Origin of the sequence: Prosthecobacter sp. (assembly GCF_046154365.1) — a bacterium.
Lineage (GTDB): Bacteria > Verrucomicrobiota > Verrucomicrobiia > Verrucomicrobiales > Verrucomicrobiaceae > Prosthecobacter.
This window is the reverse complement of record NZ_JBJXFV010000141.1, coordinates 44,463-64,676: the sequence shown is the minus strand read 5'-3', so window position 1 is coordinate 64,676 and position 20,214 is coordinate 44,463. Positions and strand designations below refer to the sequence as shown.

The 20,214-nt window shown below is 61.2% G+C and carries 17 protein-coding genes; 6 read left to right on the top strand and 11 right to left on the bottom strand.

The genetic code is table 11. The features are described from left to right. Window positions 1–275, bottom strand: a 275-nt coding sequence (locus tag ACKVY0_RS18340; RefSeq protein WP_409216282.1) for a hypothetical protein, incomplete at its 3' end; no start/stop codon positions are given. On the opposite strand from ACKVY0_RS18340, the gene ACKVY0_RS18335 reads away from it, so the two are divergent. The 3 genes from ACKVY0_RS18335 to recN all read left to right on the top strand — a co-directional run bounded on the left by ACKVY0_RS18335 (window position 274) and on the right by recN (window position 3,327). Then, window positions 274–528: a hypothetical protein gene (locus ACKVY0_RS18335; protein WP_409216281.1), complete on the top strand. Its 255-nt coding sequence runs from the start codon at window positions 274–276 to the stop codon at window positions 526–528. The two genes, ACKVY0_RS18340 and ACKVY0_RS18335, sit on opposite strands and share 2 nt — an antisense overlap. A gap of 113 nt (window positions 529–641) precedes the next feature. Further along, window positions 642–1,499, top strand: a complete 858-nt coding sequence (locus tag ACKVY0_RS18330; RefSeq protein ID WP_409216280.1) for an ATP-binding cassette domain-containing protein — start codon at window positions 642–644, stop codon at window positions 1,497–1,499. A gap of 166 nt (window positions 1,500–1,665) precedes the next feature. Then, the gene (recN, locus tag ACKVY0_RS18325) at window positions 1,666–3,327 is read left to right on the top strand and encodes a DNA repair protein RecN (RefSeq protein WP_409216279.1); all 1,662 of its coding nucleotides are present in this window, start codon (window positions 1,666–1,668) and stop codon (window positions 3,325–3,327) included. Here recN and ACKVY0_RS18320 read toward each other — a convergent pair. The 8 genes from ACKVY0_RS18320 to ACKVY0_RS18285 form a co-directional block, all read right to left on the bottom strand. Continuing rightward, the gene (locus ACKVY0_RS18320) at window positions 3,324–3,647 is read right to left on the bottom strand and encodes a hypothetical protein (RefSeq protein WP_409216278.1); all 324 of its coding nucleotides are present in this window, start codon (window positions 3,645–3,647) and stop codon (window positions 3,324–3,326) included. The genes recN and ACKVY0_RS18320 overlap by 4 nt on opposite strands. A 43-nt stretch (window positions 3,648–3,690) precedes the next feature. Then, a complete protein-coding gene (locus ACKVY0_RS18315) occupies window positions 3,691–4,437 on the bottom strand; it encodes a fibronectin type III domain-containing protein (protein WP_409216277.1) in 747 nt (248 codons plus the stop codon). Window positions 4,438–4,498: 61 nt separating this feature from the next. Continuing rightward, window positions 4,499–5,506, bottom strand: coding sequence for a UDP-glucose 4-epimerase GalE (gene galE / locus ACKVY0_RS18310; RefSeq protein ID WP_409216276.1), 1,008 nt, complete (start codon window positions 5,504–5,506; stop codon window positions 4,499–4,501). 130 nt (window positions 5,507–5,636) lie between these two features. Continuing rightward, window positions 5,637–8,456 carry a PVC-type heme-binding CxxCH protein gene (locus tag ACKVY0_RS18305; RefSeq protein WP_409216275.1) on the bottom strand — a complete coding sequence of 940 codons (2,820 nt, stop codon included), beginning with the start codon at window positions 8,454–8,456 and terminating at the stop codon, window positions 5,637–5,639. A gap of 24 nt (window positions 8,457–8,480) precedes the next feature. Continuing rightward, on the bottom strand, window positions 8,481–9,248 hold the full coding sequence (locus tag ACKVY0_RS18300) for a sulfite exporter TauE/SafE family protein (RefSeq protein ID WP_409216274.1): 768 nt from the start codon (window positions 9,246–9,248) through the stop codon (window positions 8,481–8,483). Between the two features lie 108 nt (window positions 9,249–9,356). Beyond that, window positions 9,357–10,514 (bottom strand): DUF4013 domain-containing protein, encoded by a 1,158-nt coding sequence (locus ACKVY0_RS18295; RefSeq protein ID WP_409216273.1) that lies wholly within the window; start codon window positions 10,512–10,514, stop codon window positions 9,357–9,359. Window positions 10,515–10,577: 63 nt separating this feature from the next. After that, on the bottom strand, window positions 10,578–10,979 hold the full coding sequence (locus ACKVY0_RS18290; RefSeq protein ID WP_409216272.1) for a type II toxin-antitoxin system VapC family toxin: 402 nt from the start codon (window positions 10,977–10,979) through the stop codon (window positions 10,578–10,580). After that, window positions 10,976–11,197, bottom strand: coding sequence for a hypothetical protein (locus tag ACKVY0_RS18285; protein WP_409216271.1), 222 nt, complete (start codon window positions 11,195–11,197; stop codon window positions 10,976–10,978). Before ACKVY0_RS18285 ends, ACKVY0_RS18290 begins: the two co-directional genes overlap by 4 nt. Window positions 11,198–11,430: 233 nt before the next feature. On the opposite strand from ACKVY0_RS18285, the gene ACKVY0_RS18280 reads away from it, so the two are divergent. Both ACKVY0_RS18280 and ACKVY0_RS18275 read left to right on the top strand, forming a co-directional pair. Beyond that, entirely contained in the window at window positions 11,431–13,092 is a 1,662-nt protein-coding gene (locus tag ACKVY0_RS18280; protein WP_409216270.1) for a DUF1549 domain-containing protein, read from the top strand. A gap of 135 nt (window positions 13,093–13,227) precedes the next feature. Beyond that, window positions 13,228–14,517, top strand: coding sequence for a DUF1501 domain-containing protein (locus ACKVY0_RS18275; RefSeq protein ID WP_409216269.1), 1,290 nt, complete (start codon window positions 13,228–13,230; stop codon window positions 14,515–14,517). A gap of 180 nt (window positions 14,518–14,697) precedes the next feature. Here ACKVY0_RS18275 and ACKVY0_RS18270 read toward each other — a convergent pair whose 3' ends face one another. Further along, a complete protein-coding gene (locus ACKVY0_RS18270; RefSeq protein WP_409216268.1) occupies window positions 14,698–15,453 on the bottom strand; it encodes a c-type cytochrome in 756 nt (251 codons plus the stop codon). 144 nt (window positions 15,454–15,597) lie between these two features. Between ACKVY0_RS18270 and ACKVY0_RS18265 the strand changes: the two genes are divergently transcribed. Beyond that, window positions 15,598–16,746 carry a M20 family metallopeptidase gene (locus tag ACKVY0_RS18265; protein WP_409216267.1) on the top strand — a complete coding sequence of 383 codons (1,149 nt, stop codon included), beginning with the start codon at window positions 15,598–15,600 and terminating at the stop codon, window positions 16,744–16,746. On the opposite strand, the gene ACKVY0_RS18260 is transcribed toward ACKVY0_RS18265, so the two are convergent. Further along, complete coding sequence (locus tag ACKVY0_RS18260; protein ID WP_409216266.1) at window positions 16,747–20,196, bottom strand: S8 family serine peptidase; 3,450 nt, start codon at window positions 20,194–20,196, stop codon at window positions 16,747–16,749. Between the last annotated feature and the right edge of the window lie 18 nt (window positions 20,197–20,214).

Here is a 20,214-nt window from a genome sequence, read left to right as displayed (position 1 = left end):
GATGCAGGATATTTCTGCCTGCCCATGTTTTTGCCTTCCATTCTGGCGCAAGCCGCCGCCAAGCTTGGGATCGGGAGGCATTGAAGGCAAAAAGATGGGCAGGCAAAAACATGCAGACTGCGCTTGGGAGTGTGGACCTGGGCACAAATGCCGCGCTGGACCTCACGACGACGCTGAGCGTGCCGGGGAATGTGCTGGTGGATGAAAAGCATCTGGACCGCGTGGGCCAGACCTTCAAAGGCGAGGTTGGTATCCACCTCCGAACTCAGCGGCATGGCGCTGCTGCAAATCGGCGTGGTGTTTGGCCTCGGCTGTGTGCTGGCGCTCGGCGGATTCGTGGCGGCGCTGCTGGTGCTGGCGCACACGACGATCTCGGCGGTGCTGACGCCGGGCATTGTGGCGCTGGGCGTGGGCTTCATGGCGTTGTGCTCCGTGGCGGCGGGGATGCGGTCGTTGATCCAGCTGGCGAACCTGGAACCGGGGGAGGCGTTTCGCGCATGCAGACGACTGATGCACAGGCGGGTGTGATTGGCGATGGGTTGGATTCATCCAACACCGCAGAGATTGGAACGCCGCAGAGGTTTGATTCAGAAGGCTATTCTCCGCGGCGTTCCCACCTCTGCGGTGCCAATCTGAGTTGGATGCTGCGCCTCCACGAAGTCGTAAAATCTTACCGCGAACCTTCCGGCATGCTGCACGTGCTGGATGGTCTGAGCCTGGGCATCGCGCCGGGGGAGATCGTGCTGCTGCAAGGCCCATCTGGCTCTGGCAAGACGACGCTGCTGCAAATCACCGGCTGTCTGCTGCGGGCGGACAGCGGCAGTGTGGAACTGGCAGGCCAGGACTTGAACACGGCGGATGAAGCCGCACGCACAGCTGCACGGCAGGCGCATCTGGGCTTTTGCTTTCAACAGTTCCATCTGCTCGATGCGTTAACGGTCTGGCACAACGTGGCGCTGGGCCTGCGCCTGAAACGACAAGCCATCACCGCACAGCGCGTGGATGAAGTGCTGGAGCTGGTGGGACTGACGAAGAAGATGCAGAAGCTCCCACGCGATCTCAGCGTCGGTGAGAAACAGCGCGTGGCCCTTGCGCGTGCGGTGCATGAACTGCGCCGGGTGAGAGCTGCCGCAGACGGCCACATCCTCCTGCTGCACCGCCCTGCGGGCGATGTCGTCTCATTGCAGTTCGCCACACCGATCTTGCGCATGGCGGTCACGACGCGGCTATGCGTGCGCCTTGAGATTAACGAGCAGGGAGTGCAGCGCGTGAGCGAGGGCATGCAGGGCCAGTTCACCTTCTATGGCGCGGCGAAACCGAACGGCAGGCTGCGCATTGTAACGCTGCTGCCCGCCTTCGCCCCACGCCGCTTGTTTGAGCCAGACTCCACTGCCCGTCTGGATACGCGCACGCTCAACGCCCTGTGCGAAATCGTCTGCGAGGCCGCACCCGTGTATGCCGGGCAACGGGTGATGGCGGAGCTTGAGGTGAAGGAGTGAGTATGGAGGGCCGACGAGTCTTCGGCATTGGAAGCATTGTTTGGCGACGACTCGTCGCCACTCCATAGGAGCGACAGCCGAACACGACGGACGACGACGGAAAAGTCCGCGCTTGGGTTGAAATGCCCGCGCCGCCTTCCATACTCCGCCACCTTTCTCCCACCCCATGCTTTCCGTCCTCAAAATCCGCAATCTGGCCCTCGTCGAAGATGTGACGTGGGAACTGGCGGCGGGGCTGGTGGGTGTGACGGGTGAGACGGGTGCGGGCAAGTCGATCATCGTGGGGGCGTTGAAGCTGATCCTTGGTGAGAGGGCAGACCGCTCGCTCATTCGCAATGGGCAGGATGCCTGCACGGTGGAGGCGAGTTTTCAGCTCAAGGACACACGAACGATTGATGCGGTGCTTGAAGAAGCAGGATTGGAGCCCTGTCAGGACGGCGAACTGCTCATTAAACGCACGATCAGCGCCAGCGGAGCGAACAAGCAGTTTGTGAACTGCTCGCCGGTGACGATTCAGGTGCTGAAAAGCCTCGGCGAGTTTTTGGTCGATCTCCATGGGCCGCATGATCATCAGTCGCTGAATTCGCGGGAGCGGCAGCTTGAGATGCTGGACAAGTTTGTGGGCATTGAGGAGTTGCTGGGCAAATATCAGGATGCGTGGAAGCAGTGGCGAGCGGCGGCTACCGAACTGGATGAGTTGGAGAACTCCGAGCGTGCCTCGAGCCAGCAGATCGACATGCTGAAGTTCCAGGCGAATGAAATCGCTGTCGCAAGCCTCAAGCCGGGCGAGGAAGAGGAAATTGAATCACGTCACCGCATCGCCGCGAATGGAGCACGGCTTGCCGAACTTTGCGGTGCCATCACCGGCCGACTGAGCGAGGGCGAAGGCAGTGTGATCGACGGTTTACGTGAGATCAGCCGTAGCATCCATGAACTGGAAAAGATTGATCCAGGCACGGCGGCGATGTTTGAGGGCTTCAAGTCGGCGCAGATCGAGCTGACGGAGCTGGAGAGCAGCGTGGCGGATTATGCGGATGATTTGGAGACTGATCCGGCCGAGTTGGACAAACTCGAAACGCGCATCCACACGATCCAGACGCTGAAACGAAAATATGGGCGCACCATCGCGGAGATTTTGGAGTTCCTGGCCGAAACGGAGCGCAAACTGGCCAAGATGGAGAATCGCGGCGAGGAGATCGCGAAACTGCAAAAGCTGGTGAAGGAGCGCGAGGCCGAGGTTTTGAAGATCGGAAAGCAAATTTCGAAGAAGAGGGCCGATGCGGCACCGAAACTGGCCAAGGAGGTCGCCTCACATCTTACCGACCTCGGCTTCAAACGCAGCGTGTTCGAGGCGCAGCTCGCTGCTTTGCCAGCACCGGAGCGCAACGGCTTGGAGGAGGTCGATTTCCTGTTTGCACCGAATCCGGGCGAGCCGTCGAAGCCGCTGCGGCTTACGGCATCGAGTGGGGAGATGTCCCGTGTGCTGCTGGCGGTGAAAAGCGCCTTGGCGCAGCAGGATGCGGTGCCGTTGCTTGTGTTCGATGAGATTGATGCCAACGTCGGCGGCAACATCGCCGAGGCGGTGGGACGCAAAATGGCGGCGCTCGGCGGTACGCACCAGGTGATCGCCATCACGCACTTCCCACAGGTGGCGTCGCTGGCGCGGAGTCACTTTGTGGTGACGAAGGAGATCAATGGCAACACGACGCGCTCACAAATTCAGGAAGTGCGCGATGATGAGCGTGTGGATGAACTCGCACGCATGCTCGGCGGCAGTGCCGCGAGCGCACGGTTGCACGCGCAGAATCTGCTGCAAGGCGCGGCTTAAGCCACGGCGGCTTCAAGCATCACGCGTGGCGGACGGCCTTTGACGCGGCTAAGCGTGGCACGCAGGGCGAGATTGGCGAGCTGTGAGCCTGGCTCCCAGTTTCTAGGCTGCTTGCGGGTCGTGGAACTCCAGGACATGCCTTTGGCGATCCATGCTTCACGGTGCGTGTTGTAGTCGATGCCCTTGTCGTCATCCGTCACGCCAAATTCAAAGTCACAGCAGGGACAAATTTCATAGGAACCGCCGCCTTCGCGGCTGCGCGGATTTTCTTTGAGGCCGGAAAACCCGCAGACGGGGCACAGGTGTGGTTGGGACTTCATGGTGGGGTTGGGAAGTTGAGTTTGAACGGAATAGGTGACTTGGCTAGCCGACCTTCAATTTTTTCAACGATAGTTCAGCGGCTTTGATCATCCGTCCCGGCTGGCGCTGCCAGTAGGTCGGATTTTCGGGGCGAAAAAATGTTTTCGTGCTGCCGTTGCGATTGTAGGCGGCAAAGGCGCGTGTTTTGGGTTCCCAGATGCGCAGCGTGCCGTCGCTGTCATCGAGCTTCATCGGCAGCTCGTCCGTTTTGGCGCGCTGGAGCAGTTCCCACGCCTGCGCGGCGTAGTGTTCGGGATCACGGCTTTGGAAATCGCGGCCATGGCGGTCAAAGTGGTCCTGCAACGAGTCGGGGTTGCCCCAAGTCACTCGTGCCGGTGGTGCCTGCGGCGGTTTGACTGCTGGTGTTGCGCTGTCAGGTGTGAGCGCTGCGATGATTTTTTGAGCCAGCGATGGCTTCGCGGCAACAGTTGCGGCGGCTGTGATGAAGCTGCCTTCAGCCAGCCGAGTGCGTGCACTGCCGACGCTGTAATGATAGGTCGTGCCTGGCGTGAGACCTTCGAGCACGACGCGATGCTGCGCGGACACTTCGCCTTCGGCCTTGCGGTTGAGCTGAGCAGGATTGGTACCGAACTGTGCCCGCGTGCCGCATTCCACATCCGTGCGCCATTCCAGGACAACCGCAGTGGCGCTGGCTGAAACCACCGGTTTGCCAGTGATCTCGACGGCATGCGCCCATGCGCCGCTGATGCAGACAGCGAGACCAGTAAGTATGTGCAAGGGCTTGATCATGGGGGCGACCGGAGCGTTTTCCAACGCGCGTCTGACTGTGACATGGCCGGTTCCTTTCTGCTCAATTTTCTGAGTAGCGTCCGCCTCCCGGGGCACTCATCCACTGCCACGCGCTCTCGATGTGTTCACGCGGATCGAGGTGCTGCGCCTTCCAACCGAGCACTTTTTCAGCAAGCAATGGATTGGCGATCAACTCTGCCGGATCACCCGGACGACGCGCGCCATAGTTCACTGGAATTTTTTTACCGGTGACGGTTTCGGCAGTGGCGATGATTTCCTTCACGCTGAAACCGCGCCCCGTGCCGAGATTGATGGCGATCGTGTCGCCACCGTCGCGGAGGTACTTCAAAGCGAGAGCATGAGCGGAGGCGAGATCGCAGACGTGGATGTAGTCGCGAATGCAGGTGCCATCGGGCGTGGCGTAGTCGGTGCCGAAGACGGTGATGTTGTCGCGTTCGCCCTTGGCGGCCTGGAGCACGAGAGGGATGAGATGCGTCTCAGGATTGTGATCCTCGCCGATCTCGCCGCTGGGATGGCAGCCGCTGGCATTGAAGTAGCGCAGGAAGACGGACTTGAGGCCCCAGGCGTGGCCGCAGTCACGCAGCACACGCTCCAGCATCCACTTCGAAGCGCCGTAAGGGTTCACCGGAGCCTGCGGATGTGATTCGTCGATGGGGATGCGCACAGGATCACCATAGGTCGCGCAGGTGGAGGAGAAGATGAAGCGTTTGCAGCCATGGCGCTGCATGGTTTCGAGGAGCGTGAGCGGCGCAGCGAGGTTGTTGCGGTAGTACTTGAGCGGATCGGTGACGGACTCGCCGACATAAGCGAACGCGGCGAAGTGCAGCACGGCCTCCGGCTTTTGCGTGGCGAAGATGCGCTCCACGACGTCGGCGTCGGCCAGATCGCCCTCAATAAACAGCACCCGGTCGAGCGGCAGCGCCGCACGGTGGCCGAAGACGAGGTTGTCGAGCACGACGATCTGCTCGTGCTGCTCCAGCAGATGCCGCACGGTGTGCGAGCCGATGTAGCCGGCGCCGCCGGTGATGAGAAGGGTTCCTTGGGACATGATGGGACTACAGCAGGCGATGGCGGCGCTGCCAAATAAAGTTTCTCTCATATATTCCCCGCGTTTGCGGAGGGGACAAAGTTGTCCAGTTGCTGTGCAGCTGAAGATTCCTTGTTCCGCAGGAACAAGGCTACTTCACCTGCACCGGGTGCATGAGGTAGGCGATCAAGTCGCGCACCTGATCCGGTTGGAAGGCGAGCAAAAGACCTTCAGGCATCATCGACATTGGCGAGACTTCTTGCTTGGTGATGTCGGCGCGGTCCACGGTCAAGGATTCGGTCAAGGTGCGCAGTGTGAGCGTGCGGTCGTTCGATTCGCCGACGACACCGCTGAGGATGCGGCCGTCTTTGAGCGTGAGGATGCTCATGCGGAAGTCGGCGCTGACCACGCCGCTGGGGTCGGCGATGTTTTCGAGCAGGTAATCAAGGTTCGCACGACCTGAGCCGGTCAAATCGGGGCCGATCTTTCCACCTTGCCCGTACATGACATGGCAAGCGCCGCAGACGGCAGTGAAGAGCATGCGCCCCTGGCTCAGGTTGGCTTTGGCGAGTGTTGCGGGCGTGAGCTGTGCTTTCACCTTCTCGATGAGCTGTTTTTTGTCGGCAGAAGATTCTCGCAACTCGCCCCACACCTCGACCAGCTGTTTGGAGAGAGCTTCGTCGTTGAAAGCACGGATCTGACGGGCGTGGAAGGCGCTCAAATCGGCTCGCGGGATTTTGCCGGTGGTCATTTCGCTGAGCATGGCTTTGGCGAAGGCGGGGCGTGAGACAAGCGTGTCCATGATGCTCGGGGTGAACTTGCGGTAGTTCCGGGCGAGCTGCGTGCCAATTTCAGGATCGCCGAACAACGCGAGACCGCGAGCGGCACTGGTGTTGAGCGTGCGGACTTCGAGCAAAGACTCACAAATCTTCCGCAAGTCCTCGGGCCGGGCCTCGATGAGCGTCTTGAGCGCTGACTCACGAGCCAGGAGGTCGGCTTTGTCATCAAGGGCGATTTGCTTCACGTCATCTAGCGCACGGCCATCGCCGAAGAGGATGCTGAGGTCGCGGATGAGGTTTGGAGTCCCGCCTTTAGGCGGAACAGGCTGCGAAGGGTGATTGGCGGCCGAGTCTGCTGACGACACTTTGCCGCCTGAAGGCGGGACTCCGAACTTCCGAACCACTTCATCCCAAGCCTCAGGCTTGGGAGCTTTGCGGAGACCTTTGAAGGCATCGGCCATGCCTTCGAGCACGGAATCGGTGGTGTTGACCGCGAGCAGCGCATTGAGCGACTCTGGCTGTGTGGCAAGGCTGCGGGCGATCCAGCGGAGTGTCTTCGGCCACACGCAGTTTTTGGCGAGATTGACCAGCGCTGCCGGATCTTGCTTCGCTAGCGGACTGATGCCGAACCAGACCATGTAGGGCAAAAACGGGTCATTCGTGTCTTCGGTGTGCGAAAACAACGCGGCAGCGAGTTCGGCACGTTTGGAAACGGGAAGACGTTGAAGCGTGGAAGCGAGTGTGAGGCGGACGAAGGCAGATTTTTCGGCTTGGGCGAGCTTGGCGGGATCAAAGGTGAGTTCGGGATACTTCGCGTTCGGCAACGGCCCTGTAATGGCGTCGAGGGGAGAGAACTGAACGAATTCGCGAATGGCGAGAGCACGTGCGTGTTCATCAGGCGAGTTCAAGTCGGCCTTGGGCCACGGCTTGCGCCAGGCGAAGGGCGTTTCGGACTCCTTCGGCTCACCGTAGCTGATGCGGAAGATGCGGCCGCTGGTGCGGTGGACGCCGGTGGAGTCGTGGCACTCGCCAGTGTCGCTCCAGTCGAGGATGAAGCCGCTGCCGTCGGGGCCGGTGCTGATCTCGATGCCGCGGAACCACGGATCGTCGCTGAGGAAGACATCGGGCTCATGTTTGCCGACATAGCCGCTGCCGTTGCGTTCTAGACGCTCCACATTAGCGCGGCGACCGTGCATGTTGAGCGTGAAGAGCTTGTTGCGGTATTCAGCGGGCCATTGATCAGCCTGATAGATCATCATGCCAATGTGTGCGTGGCCACCGCCGAAGGCGTTGGCTTTGCCATTGCGCGAGTCGCCCCAGTTCCCTGTGCGGTCGTAATGGTAGTGATCGGCGATGGTGTCGAGCTTTTCATAGATGAGCGGGTTCAGCGTGTTCGAGTCCACCAGATGAGCGCCGTGGATGAGGTGCCAGAGATGGCCGGTGACGGTGTTGATGAAGAACAGTTCGCCGTTTTGGTCCCAATCATGGCCCCACGGATTCGTGGTGCCGTGCGTGAGCACTTCGACGATCTTTTTCTCCGGATGATAGCGCCAGATGCCGCCTTTCATGGGCACGCGTTGCGCATCCGGCGTGCCGGGAATGCCGAGCTTGCCGGGACAGGAGTGGCCGCAGCGACCGTAGAGCCAGCCATCGGGGCCGAAGCTGAGGCCGTTGGCGAAGTTGTGGTAGTTGTCCTTGGCGACGGTGAAGCCATCGAGCACGACTTCGGGTTCGCCATCAGGGATGTCATCGTTGTTGCGATCAGGAATGAAGAGCACCTGCGGCGGGCACATGAGCCATACGCCACCACGTCCGACTTCGACGCTGGTGAGCATCTGCACGTCCTCAGTGAAGACTTTGCGTGTCTCGGCGACGCCATCCCAGTCTTTGTCTTCGAGAATGATGACGCGGTCCTTCAAGCCGAGGTCGAAGCGCTTCGCACGTTCGGCGTAGGTGTAGTTTTCGGCCACCCACATGCGGCCTTTCGCATCCCAAGCCATGCCGATGGGATTTTGTACATCCGGTTCGGCTGCGAAGAGTGTGGCTTTGAAGCCTTCGGGCAGTTTGAGTGCCTTCAACGCCTCCTGCGGTGACATCGGCGAAGGATTGCCGGGCTCGCTGTTGTAGAGCGCGGGGAAGTCGGCGGCGAGAGCACTGCTGACGATGAACAGACTGATCAAGATCGGTTTCATGGAATGGGAAGCAATGAAGCAGACTCACCCCCGGATCAACCACACCGCCGCGAACGCGGTGAGCCAGAAGAGGACGTTTTCAAAGATTTTTTGCGGCAGCCGTTTGAGGATCCCCCAACCGATCAGCACGCCCAGAATCACACCGGGCATCAGCGTGAGGTTCGTCATGAGCGACTTGGAGTTGATGATGCCGAGGTCGGTGCTGAAGGGCACTTTGAAGAGGTTGATGAACAAGAAGAAGCGGCTGAAGACGCCAAGGTGTTCTTTTTTCTCCAAGTGCTGGGCCAGGAGATAGACGGTCATCACGGGGCCGGCGGCGTTGGCGAGCATGGTGACCACACCGGCGAGGAAGCCCATCGACCAGGTGAAGCCCTGGTGCTCGGTGAGCGCGATGAAGTCTTGTCGGCGCTGGTTGAGCAGCCAGTTGAAGATCAGCAGCGCGATGATGATCCAGCCGATGACGATGCGGGCCATGGCGTTGTCGAACGTGCCGAGAAGAAACCAGCCCAGCACCACGCCTGCGATGGCCGGCGGCACCATGGGCACGATGCGCCGCCAGCTTCCGCCTTTGCGGTTGATCCAGTAGCCCATGAAATCCGCCGCGATGAGCATGGGCAGGATGACGCCGACGGACTCCTTCGCGCCGAAGATTTTCGCCATCAAAACGACGTTGAGCGTCGAGGTGCCTGCCAGTCCGGCTTTGGACATGCCGATGCACATGGAGCCGAGCAACGCCAGCACGAGCAGCCAGGTGTCGGCGGGCAGGAGGGTGTGTTCGGTGAGCCAGGACATTCGGGTGGGGCGGAGAGAGGGAGTGGTGAAGTAATGGAGCAGTGACCAGACACGATCTGGCATCATTCCACCACTCCATCAATCCATTACTCCAATGCCCCGCGAAGCCTACAGCGCCATCAAAGGCGCTGGGACGAGGAAGGCATGCTGTTCGAGCAGGCTCTTGGTGCCGTTCCATGAAAGATACGGGGTGAAATAAACCACCAGGGTGTAGGCGAGCGCGATGGGCACGATGCCGAGGCGTGCGAGCCAGCGCGGGAACCAGTGACGCGGCTGTGCGTGGCGCTGCGCCCGGCTCATGGCCCAGCCGGTGAGGATGCGGGCGGGAAAGATGAAGATCACAAACAGCAGGCTCGGCAGCCAGGCGAGTTCGCGTGGCGTGAGTTCGATCTTCAACAGATACAGCGGAATGGCGAACAGCAGCGTGATGAGCAGCGCGAGCCAGAACGCGAGCGGTGCGCGGAGAAACAAGCGGCGCACCTCACGCAGCTCGAACATGGCGCTGAAGCGGTCGCTTTGAGCGAAATGCGCCTGCAAAAACGGCAGATGAATCGCCACCAGCAGCAGGAGCAGGCCACCAAGCAGCGACAGCAGGATGGAGCCACCCACCGGCAGTCGCGTGGCGGCAAACAAGATGACCACAGGCACAATCAGCCATGCCAGGGCACCCACAAAGCCGCGCAGGCCGAGCCAGAAGTAAAACGGCAGCCGCAGACCGATGACATAGTCCGTGATCAAGCGCTGGCTGTTGGCGAACTTGCCCGGCGTGCGCAGCCAGCGCACGAAACGCAGCGGCTGCGGCCACAGAAAGTGCCGCAGCTTGCCGCCACGCACGCAGGCCCACACGATGTGCGCCAGGATGATCACGATGACGATGATCAAGCCGACATGCCACAGTTTGGCAGTGGCACTGCCGGGAGCGATGAGTTCGGCGTCGCGCCAGAAATCCGAGAGAAGGCGTGCCGGCCACACGACCAACCACGTTCCCGCCGCGATGCTGCCGAGTACCGCAGCCTTGCGCACGCCGATGAAGCCGTCGCGAATGCGCCCCGTGCGAGCGATGGTGCCGCTCACATGCAGTAGGTAGCCGAGGCTGAGGAAATTGAGCACTGGAATGACCGAACATGCCGCCAGCAGTGCGATCAGGGCCACGAGGCCGAAGATCCAGTTGCCAGCCGACGCCAACCGCTGGAACAGCCCTTTTTGCGCGGGGATCGAAGGTGCCTCGACGGGCAGGGGCGGCGGCAGCGGGGGAGGTTCGGACATGGCGTGTGGCGGAAGCATAACGCCGCATGCGGCGGCAAGTTGTGGCAGACGCAGTGGTTTCTCTCACGCAAACACCGGTCTGAAGCCCGCCTGCTCGAAATGGCGGTCACGAGTGAGTGCTTCGGTGATCTGGTGCTCCTGCATCACCAAGATGGAGATGCAGTCTGTCAGCGACCAGTCCTTGTCCGGGCGCTCAATGTAGAGCTTGAGACCGCGTTCATAAAGCTCATCGTTGGATTTTACGACCATGGTGTCAGCGTCGCTTTCCAGGCGGCTGATCAGCCGCGCCGCCGCCAGCCGGAAGGCCGTGCCTGCCAGGGCGTTTGCCAGCTCCACGAGCACCCAGCGGGTGGTCACATGAAAGTCATCATGTTCCCGCAAATGAGCGTTTACACGCTCATGATGCTGGTCGCGGACATCCAGCAGCGCCACATAAAAGAAAGTGTCGGCGAAGCTGATCTTCATGGCCTCGTCTTTTTGGGCGCGCCGTAAAGATAATGGTCATGGTTTTCAGCCAGATCACCAAGGCCAGTGTCAATCGAGCCGATCAAATCCTTGTACCGCTCGGCAAAGGTCTGACGCTGTTTCAGCCTGGGCAGGATGAGGACTTCCGTGGCGTCAGCCAGGTGGACGCCCTCCGGCAGCTTGATCGTGTCGTTGATGACGGTGGCGGTGATGCTCATGGCGCTAGGATAGTCGATTCGGCCATGCGGTCAATTCCAGCATCCCTCACTGTGCCATCGTCACATCTGGGCGGACACCAATACGCTTCATACATCTCTTGCGTCGATGCCATCGGCGACACGCCATGAAGTTAAGAGTGTGAACAGGAAAACTTTGTGATGGTTGCATAGTTCGCGAGGAAACCGAGGCTTGGACCGCGTGTTAAAGACTGGCTCGAACAAAGCGCAACGTCATGAACCCCGCCCAACCCTCCTCAAGCTGGCTGCTCTGGCTGCGTAATGCCGTGATCATGGGAGCGCTGGCGGCAGGGGCGGCCTGGAGCGTCGCTGAACTGCTGCGCCCGCCGGTGGGCAAGGTTTCCAGTTATGTGGGACTACCCAAAGACAAGCTGGCTGACATTATGCACACGGCGCGGGCGGTGGATGCGGATTTTGAAAAATCGTGGGCGCAGAAGCATCTGCAACCGGCGGCAAAGGCGGATGATCTCACGTTGGTGCGCCGGCTTTCGCTGGCGCTGACGGGCAGCATTCCATCGCTTCAGGAAATTCGTGAACTGGAGACGCTGAAGGGTGCGGATGTCGTGCAGTGGTGGCTGTCGCGCCTGCTCGCCGACCGCCGCACCAGCGACTATCTGGCGGAACGGCTCGTGCGTGTCTATGTGGGCATCGAGAACGGACCGTTTCTCATCTATCGTCGTCGTCGGTTGGTGGACTGGCTGAGTGATGGCTTGCAGCAAAACCGGCCTTACGACCAGATCGTGCGCTCGTTGATCAGTTCGACCGGCGTGTGGACGACCAGCCCGGAGGTGAACTTCGTCACGGTGACGAACCAGATGAACAACAAAGGCCCCGACGAGGCGAAACTGGCCGCCCGTGTGAGCCGGGCGTTCCTCGGCGTGCGCATCGACTGCGTGCAGTGCCATGACGGCAAGCTCGGCAGTACCTGGCAGCAGACGGACTTTCACAAGCTGGCCGCGTTCTTCGGCCAGACGGACTTTGTGCTGACCGGCCTGCGCGATGACCCGAAGCAGAACTACAAGGTCCGTTACCTCGGCAAAACGAGCGAAGAAGTGGTGCCGGCGATGGTGCCATGGAAGCCGGAGCTGCTGCCTGCCAAAGGTGCGCCACGGGCGAAGCTGGCGGACTGGGTCACGGCGAAGGAGAACAAGGCCTTTGCCCGCACCATCGTGAATCGCATGTGGGCGCTGCTGTTCAATCGCCCGCTGATCTCGCCGGTGGATGATATTCCACTCGAAGGGCCGTTCCCGGCGGGCATGGAACTGCTGGCGGACGATTTCATCGCGCACGGCAGTGATTTGCAGCGTCTGATCCGTGTGATCGTCGCCACGCGGGTGTTCCAGCAGTCGAGTCGTTCTGATGATCCAGCGCATCCGGTGACGGAAGCCGCAGAGCAATGCTGGGCGGCGTTTCCAGTGACGCGGCTGCGGCCGGAGCAGATGGCGGGCAGTGTGATCCAGGCCGCGTCGCTCAGCACCATTGATGCGGAGACGCATGTGCTGTTCCGCATCAAGCGCGATCTCGACGTGGACAACTTTGTGAAGCGCTACGGCGATTCGGGCGAGGACACCTTTGATGACGGCGGCGGCACCATTCCGCAGCGTTTGCTGCTGATGAACGGCAACATGATCAGCGACAACACGAAAAACAATCCACTGATCAATGCAAGCACGCGCATCAGCATGCTGGCGCCGGACAACGGCACAGCGGTGGACGCGGCTTATCTCTCCATCCTCACGCGACGTCCCACCACTGATGAGGCGGCCCACTTCACGGGACTACTCGTCACCTCCAAGAGCCGCAACTCGCGCAGCAACGCGATGTCCGACCTCTACTGGACCTTGATGAACGCCACCGAGTTTTCTTGGAACCACTAGCCCGCGAAGCGGGAATGACGAAACCCGAATTCAGAATGACGAATGAATGCCCCCAGCTCCCATCGCCGCCTGTTTTCTTTCGTCATTCATGCTTCGGATTTCTTTCGTCATTCGTCATTCTGAATTCGTCATTTTATGAACACTTCACTTTGCCAAAGCCCCTCTCATCTCACTCGCCGCTCACTCCTCCGTGGCGCCAGCACCGCAGGCATCTCTTGGCTCACCCCGCTGGCAGATCTGCTCGCGGTGGAGGCTGAAAAAGCGCCAAGTGGCAAGCCGGCGCGCTCGGTGATCTTGCTCTGGCTCGGCGGTGCCGCCAGTCAGCTCGACACGTTCGATCCGCATCCTGAAACGAAAATCGGCGGCGGGGTCAAAACGATCCCGACGGCGATCAAGGGCGTCGAATTTGCCTCCGGGCTCGAACAAACCGCCAGCGTGATGCAGGACGTGTCGTTGATTCGTTCAATGGTGAGCAAGGAAGGCGATCACGAGCGTGCCTTCTACAACATCAAGACCGGCTACCGGCCCGATCCCACGCTCATTCATCCCAGCATCGGTGCCATCGTCTGTCACGAACTGCCGGAGGCGAAAATCGAGATTCCCACGCACGTCTCCATCCTGCCGAACCAGTGGCCGGCACGCGGCGGCTTCTTCGGGGCCAAGTACGATGCGTTTCAGATGTACGATCCCAAATTTCCGGTGCCGGATGTGAAGGCCCGCGTCGAGGACAAGCGCATGGATCGCCGCTTGGAGAGCCTGTCCGTTGTGGAGCATGCTTTCGCTCAGGGCCGTGCGCCGGACCTGGATCAAACCAAGACACTGCATCAGGTTTCGATGCAGCGGGCACGCAGCATGATGACCTCCGACCAGTTGAAGGCCTTCAATGTCAAAGACGTGCCGGCGAAGGAACTCGAGGTGTATGGCGACACGCCCTTCGGTCGCGGCTGTCTCGCGGCGGTGCGTTTGATTCAAGCCGGTGTGCGCTGTGTGGAAGTCACGCTGAACGGGTGGGACACGCACGCGAACAACTTTGAAGGCCAGGCCACGCAGGTGAAAATTCTCGACGCTGCCTACGCCTCGCTGATTCGCGATTTGAAACGCCTCGGGCTGCTGGAGAGCACGATTGTGCTCTGCGGCGGTGAATTTGGCCGCACGCCGAAGATCAACAACGTCGGCGGCCGCGATCACTGGCCGCACGGCTTCAGCATGCTCGTGGCGGGTGGTGGCTTCGCGAGCGGTCGGGTCATCGGTGCCACCGATCCGCAGGGCGAGAAGAAGGAGCCGGAGAAACCGGTGTTCGTCGAAGATCTGCATGCCACGGCGCAGGATCTGCTGGGAATTGATTACAGCCGGGAAGTGATGACGCCGATCGGGCGCCCGATGGCGCTGAGCAAGGGCGAGGTGGTCGATGAATTGAAGGCGTGAGGCAGCAACGTGGGCCGGATGTGTTTGGCGGGAAACAACTCCGCCAGCAGCACGGCTTTCTACGCCAAACTATCCGGCTTTTAAGTGTGTGTCGGCCCAAGACGCTTCCAAACCAGCCGGGTAGTTCGGCGAAGATCCCCCATCGAGTTTGCGGCACGTCATGTGCCGAACACACCCGGCCTACTGTCCTGCGGCTGATGCGCTTTTGAACGGACTGCCTTCGATGATCTGCTTCTGCTGTTCTTCGGGCGAGGCATTTGCCTCGGGATTGAGCGTCATGATGTAGGCCACCACGTCACGCAGCATCTGGTCGTCTTCGATGAAGAAATTGGTGATCTGCACCATCTTCGCGCCATTCACATCGTTCTTCACGGCCCCACGCTTGCCGGTTTTGAATTTTCTTAGCTGTTCGGCCAGATACCAGCCCTGACGGCCAAGGAGCGGCGGACTGCCGAAGGCCATTTCACCGCTGGCATTGTAGCGATGGCACTCCATGCAGCGTTCCTGGAAGAGGCGCATGCCTTCCTGGACATTGGTGCCTGCCATGTCACGCGCTTTGCCGGTGGGAACGACGAGCGGCAGTGTTTCGACATGGGCGGCCACGGCTTTGAGCTGTTCCGGCTGCAAGGCTTTCGCCATCGCCGCCATCATGAAGGCATACGGATCGGCGGCGTCATGGCCGCGGCGGCCTTCGCGAAAATTCGTGAGCTGCGTGTTCAAATACCAAGTCGGCAGACTCGCGATGGAGGGTGTTTTCAGCTCCTCCTTGCCCTCACCGGCGGCCCCGTGGCATTGCGCGCAGACTGTTTGAAAAATCATCGGGCCAGCGGTGGCCTGCGTCGGTGCCACCACCGGCACGACCGGATCGGCAGCGTGCAAGACCGCTCCGCTGATGCTGAGAAGCACGAGCGTGAGATGGCGGCGGTGGATTTTCATGGTCGTGAAACGCGGTAAGTTGCACGTGGGTTACAACAATGCCGCAAGGAACCTGCCGCAGAGCCTTCTTTGCCAAAATCCGCACACTGCGGGACAAATCCGGCACGTGCTTGCGCTCTGCATCCGCCTGTGCCTTTCTGCCGCATGGCTCTTCCTGCGAACGTCGTCGAACTCACCCAGGCACTCGTGCGCATCCCATCGGTGAATCCCGACGGCGATCCTGGCACCGACGGCATCGGCGAAGAGAAGTGCGCACGCTTTGTGGGCGAATTTCTGGCCGCGAGTGGTGCCGCAGTCACACTAGATGAAGTCGAACCCGGCAGGCCGAACGTGATCGGCCGTTTTCCCACGAATCCAAGCGCCGATGGCAAGCCGAAGCCCCGCATCCTCTTCGCGCCGCACACGGACACGGTGAGCGTCGGCGGCATGACGATTGATCCGTTCGGAGGTGAACTGCGCGATGGCAAAGTGTGGGGCCGAGGAGCCTCCGACACGAAAGGACCGATGGCCTCGTTTCTCTGGGCGCTGCATGAAATGCGCGATGTGATCCCATCGCTGCCAGTGGAGGTACATTTTGCCGGTTTCATGTCTGAAGAGAGCGCGCAGCTCGGCTCACAGCACTTTGCGAAGCATCACGGCCACTACGACCTCGCCATCATCGGCGAGCCGACGAGCTTGAAGACGGTGTTTCGTCACAAAGGCTGCCTGTGGGCCGATGTGCACACCACGGGCGTCGCGGTGCATGGTGCCACGCCGGAACTCGGCGTGAATGCCATTGTGAAGATGGCTAAGCTTGTCGCGGCGCTCGACACCGGCTTCCGCGAACTTCTGGCCGAAACCAGCGGCGCGGACGAATGGCTGGGCCACAGCACGATCAATCTTGGCATGATCCAGGGTGGCACGCGCAGCAACATCGTGGCCGATGCCTGCAAACTCCGCGTGGACATCCGCACCACACCCGGTTTGCAGCGTGCGGGCGGTGCGCTGGCGCTGCTGACGGATTTTGTGAAGAGAATTGACGCAACCGCCAGCGTCACGGTCGCCAGCGAGGCCTTTCATCTCGACACCGATCCTGCGAATCCTTTCGTGCAGAAGCTCATCGCTGCCGGAGCCGATTTGACCGGCGCACCGTGGTTCTGCGATGCTGCCTTCCTCGCCGTGGCCGGAACGCCTGCGATTGCCATCGGCCCTGGCTCGATTGCGCAGGCGCACACGAAAGATGAATTCATCGCCGTAGCCGATCTGGAGGCCGGCGTGGCGTTTTTCACGCGGTTTTTGCACAGTCTGGCCTGATCACGGAATGACCACACGGTAGAAGCGCCGCGTCTTGTTCACGGCGTTGAGATCGGTCCAGGTGGTCGTAGAGCCGGTGGCGGTGACGATGACGGGCGTCCATTCGATCAAATCACTGCTGTGCTCGATGCGGTAGTCGTTGCCGCTGACGGAGGGGAACTGGAGCGTGGTGCTGGTGGTGCGGTTGAGGATGGTCTGCGGCTGGCTGTTGGGATCAGCGTCGCTGGTGCCGAACCAGGTTTCGAGGTCGGAGTGAATGCCGTCGCCGTCGTTGTCGTGGTGGATGGCGAAGCGGTCCACCAAGCCGGAATCGAGGCCGGAGGCGGTGAAATCGTCTTTGATGTAAGCCCACTTCAAGGTGTGCGTGCCGGCGGGGACTAGGAAGCCTTTGCGTGTCCAGCCCATCTCGCCGCTGATGGCGTCCTTCTCCACGTCGTCGATGTAGAAGCGCAGGAAGTCGTAGTCCTTCTCGGATGAAATGCCCCAGTAGAAGGTCACCTTGCACGGGCCGGTGACCTCGGTGGTCATCACGCTTTGCTGGAGGTTGTCGATGGGGCCGCTGCGGGCGGCGTCCTCGCCGTCGCTGGAGTACAACTGCTGCGGCGTCCACGCGAGATCACCGGAGGTGGTGATGGTTTGCAAGGGCGCGTCGAGCGCGTCGGCAAGGCCCTGCGTGACGCTGCCGACGTTGAGGGTGATGGTTTCCGTGCCGGTGCCGATGCTGTTGGTGGCGTGAATGGTGACGGGATAGCTGCCTGCGGCGGCGACGCTGCCGTAAATGAGGCCGGAGGTGTGCAACGTGAGTCCGGCGGGCAGATTGTCCGCGCTGTAGCTGGATGGCGCGTTTGTGGCTTCGAGCTGATGCCGGAAATACACGCCCTGGTAGGCCTGGATCATCTGCGTGGTGATCTCGGGCGGTGCGCTGGTGGGCGTGATGACGATCTCGTCGATCCAGCCCTTGTCCTGGCCTTTCGCCAATTCCTGGTCCTTGGAGTAGTAGATGTCCACGTTGTGCGGACCGTCGCCGAGATAGGTGGTGGAGGTGGTCCAGTCGGTCTCGCCGGTGATGTAGTCCTTCACATAACCATCCACGCTGAGCACGAGGTAGTCGAAGTTCTTCTCTGACGACACCTTCCACTGGAATTCGAGCTTCGCGGGGCCGTTCACGGTGAACTCGATGCCGGAATATTCCTCGTGCGCCACCACGGCGGTCTCGATGGCATCCACGCCGTCGTGCGTGATGGTGGTCTGGTTGAAAGGATCGCCAAAGCCGAAGGGAATGATCTTCGTGGTGGAAGGCTGCTCCACAGCGGTCGAGAGCAGCGGATCGGCGGCGAGGATCAGGTAATACGCGAACTCCTCAGTGGTGCCGGTGGTGTTGGTGGCGCTTTGATAACCTTGGAACAGCCCCGTTTCGGTAGGCGTGCCGGTGATGAGGCCGGTACTGGTGTTGAGAGACAGCCCCGCAGGCAGGCCGCCGGGGAAGTAGGTGCCCGCGCCAAAGCTCGTGGGGAAGTTTGACGCGGCGATCTGGTGCTTCAGTTCCCAGCCCTCGCGGCCCACGATGATCCAGTTGGACGTGATGGCCGGTGGCGGCAGCGCCGGGTTCGTGGTCGTGCCGTGAAAGGTGAGCGTCACGTCATCCAGCGTGCCGCTGTGGTCGATCATGCGGTCAAAGACTTCGAGCTTCCAGTCGCCCTCCGAGCGCTCGCCCAAGAAATGCGTCGTCATGAAAGTCCAGTCGAGATTCGCGGCGGTGTCGCTGAAGCGTGCGCGTGCCAGCCGCACCTGCACACCGCTGGGGGAGGTGAGACGCCACTCCAGATTGCCCGCATAGGGATGCGTGGCCTTCACTTTCACGGTGACGTGCTCCAGCCGCAGATTGTCCACGGCGGGGACGGTGAAAGTGCGGGAGGCGCCGCTCTCATTCGCGTCCGGGATGGCCTGCGCGAGGCCGGTCTGCGTCAGCACGCGGGTTTGCAGCGGCGCGACGCTGGTCCACGTCGCCGCCATGCTCGTGGCGGCCTGCGCGTTCACTAGGCCCGCGCCGTAGCGGTCGTTGAAGTGAAAACCGCCGCCGTTCGTCACCCAGCCGCCGTTGAACTCGTCATTCTTCACCGCTGTGCGCACCAGAATCTCCTGCACGTCGCGATACGTCAGGTTCGGGTTCGCTTGCAGCAACAGCGCCACCACACCGGCGACAGCGGGTGTGGCGGAAGAGGTGCCGCCGAAGGTGTTCGTGTAGTTCGTGTCGGTGAAGTCGGGATACTCCACCGTGCCGCCTTCCTCGTTGTAACCCGTGGCACCGCTGCGGTCCGTGGTGGTGATGCCTTGCTTGCCGCCGTTGGAAGGCGCACACACGAGGATGTTCGTCCCTGGCTCGCTGTACCACGAGGCGCGGCCTTTGTCATTGATGGCGGAAACGGCGATGGCATGCGGCGAGTTCGCCCAGCCGTCGTAGTTCGAGTCATCGCCGCTGTAATTGCCGTTGCCAGCCGCCCAGAGAAAGATCGTGCCTTTGCCGCCGCGACCATTGGTCACCGCGTCCGCCATCGCCGCGAGACTCAGCGGTCCGGGGCCGCCGGTGCCGTAGGCGTTGTCGTACGGTCCCCAACTGTTGCTCTTGATGTGAACGATGTCCTGTTTGAACGCGAACGCGTCCGCCTCGTCCGCGTCCGTGGTCGGCGCGGCGATTAGTTTCATGCCCACAATGGTCGCTTCTGGTGCGACACCGCTCACGCCGATGCCGTTGTTGCCTCGTGCCGCCGCCACACCCGCACAGGCCGTGCCATGGAAATCCTCCGCGCCAGGGGAGGGATCGTCATCGAGATCGTTGAAGTCGTAGTCGTTGAGAAGATCGATGTTCGCCGCCAGATCAGGATGCGTGACCTCCAGGCCGTCATCCACGATGCCGATGCGCACCCCGGTGCCTTTGTAGCTGTCCCAGGCCGTCACCACGTTCACATCGATGCCCGCCTTGCCGCCGTTCTGGCCGGTGTTGCGCAAATGCCACTGGTAACCGGCATTCGCGGCGTTGTGCGCGAAGAGCGGATCATCCGGCACGAAGCGGCGAAACAGCCGCCGCGCCAGCATCGGCTCCGCCGAGCGCACGCCGGGCAGTGTTTTGAGCCTTTCAGCCCCGGCGAAGGCTGCGTCAGGATTTCCGGCAAACTCGACCACCGCGTATTTGCCACGCGCGGATGTTTTCACCACGCCCGCGACCCTGCCCAGCGCCGCGGCGGCTTTCCCAGGCTGCAACTCCACCAAAACACGTTGGGTCAGCCAGCGTCGCGTGCCGTCATTCTGCGGCGCGCCTTTTTCATACAGCACCCACTCGCCCTTGGTGCCCGCTTCCGTCGGCGACCGCTCGAAGCGCTTCCCCGCAATCGCAATCTGCCCGTGCAGCAAGGCGCTGCTGGCAAGAAGGCTGAGAAAGACAAGAAAACGCATTCGCATGGAGACAATCGG

What these genes read in the sequence shown, in the direction of transcription:
- ACKVY0_RS18335 (WP_409216281.1), top strand. Translation starts at nt 274, where the DNA reads ATGGCGCTGCTGCAAATCGGCGTGGTGTTTGGCCTCGGCTGTGTGCTG.
- ACKVY0_RS18330 (WP_409216280.1), top strand. Translation starts at nt 642, where the DNA reads ATGCTGCGCCTCCACGAAGTCGTAAAATCTTACCGCGAACCTTCCGGC.
- recN (WP_409216279.1), top strand. Translation starts at nt 1,666, where the DNA reads ATGCTTTCCGTCCTCAAAATCCGCAATCTGGCCCTCGTCGAAGATGTG.
- ACKVY0_RS18320 (WP_409216278.1), bottom strand. Translation starts at nt 3,647, where the DNA reads ATGAAGTCCCAACCACACCTGTGCCCCGTCTGCGGGTTTTCCGGCCTC.
- ACKVY0_RS18315 (WP_409216277.1), bottom strand. Translation starts at nt 4,437, where the DNA reads ATGATCAAGCCCTTGCACATACTTACTGGTCTCGCTGTCTGCATCAGC.
- galE (WP_409216276.1), bottom strand. Translation starts at nt 5,506, where the DNA reads ATGTCCCAAGGAACCCTTCTCATCACCGGCGGCGCCGGCTACATCGGC.
- ACKVY0_RS18305 (WP_409216275.1), bottom strand. Translation starts at nt 8,456, where the DNA reads ATGAAACCGATCTTGATCAGTCTGTTCATCGTCAGCAGTGCTCTCGCC.
- ACKVY0_RS18300 (WP_409216274.1), bottom strand. Translation starts at nt 9,248, where the DNA reads ATGTCCTGGCTCACCGAACACACCCTCCTGCCCGCCGACACCTGGCTG.
- ACKVY0_RS18295 (WP_409216273.1), bottom strand. Translation starts at nt 10,514, where the DNA reads ATGTCCGAACCTCCCCCGCTGCCGCCGCCCCTGCCCGTCGAGGCACCT.
- ACKVY0_RS18290 (WP_409216272.1), bottom strand. Translation starts at nt 10,979, where the DNA reads ATGAAGATCAGCTTCGCCGACACTTTCTTTTATGTGGCGCTGCTGGAT.
- ACKVY0_RS18285 (WP_409216271.1), bottom strand. Translation starts at nt 11,197, where the DNA reads ATGAGCATCACCGCCACCGTCATCAACGACACGATCAAGCTGCCGGAG.
- ACKVY0_RS18280 (WP_409216270.1), top strand. Translation starts at nt 11,431, where the DNA reads ATGAACCCCGCCCAACCCTCCTCAAGCTGGCTGCTCTGGCTGCGTAAT.
- ACKVY0_RS18275 (WP_409216269.1), top strand. Translation starts at nt 13,228, where the DNA reads ATGAACACTTCACTTTGCCAAAGCCCCTCTCATCTCACTCGCCGCTCA.
- ACKVY0_RS18270 (WP_409216268.1), bottom strand. Translation starts at nt 15,453, where the DNA reads ATGAAAATCCACCGCCGCCATCTCACGCTCGTGCTTCTCAGCATCAGC.
- ACKVY0_RS18265 (WP_409216267.1), top strand. Translation starts at nt 15,598, where the DNA reads ATGGCTCTTCCTGCGAACGTCGTCGAACTCACCCAGGCACTCGTGCGC.
- ACKVY0_RS18260 (WP_409216266.1), bottom strand. Translation starts at nt 20,196, where the DNA reads ATGCGTTTTCTTGTCTTTCTCAGCCTTCTTGCCAGCAGCGCCTTGCTG.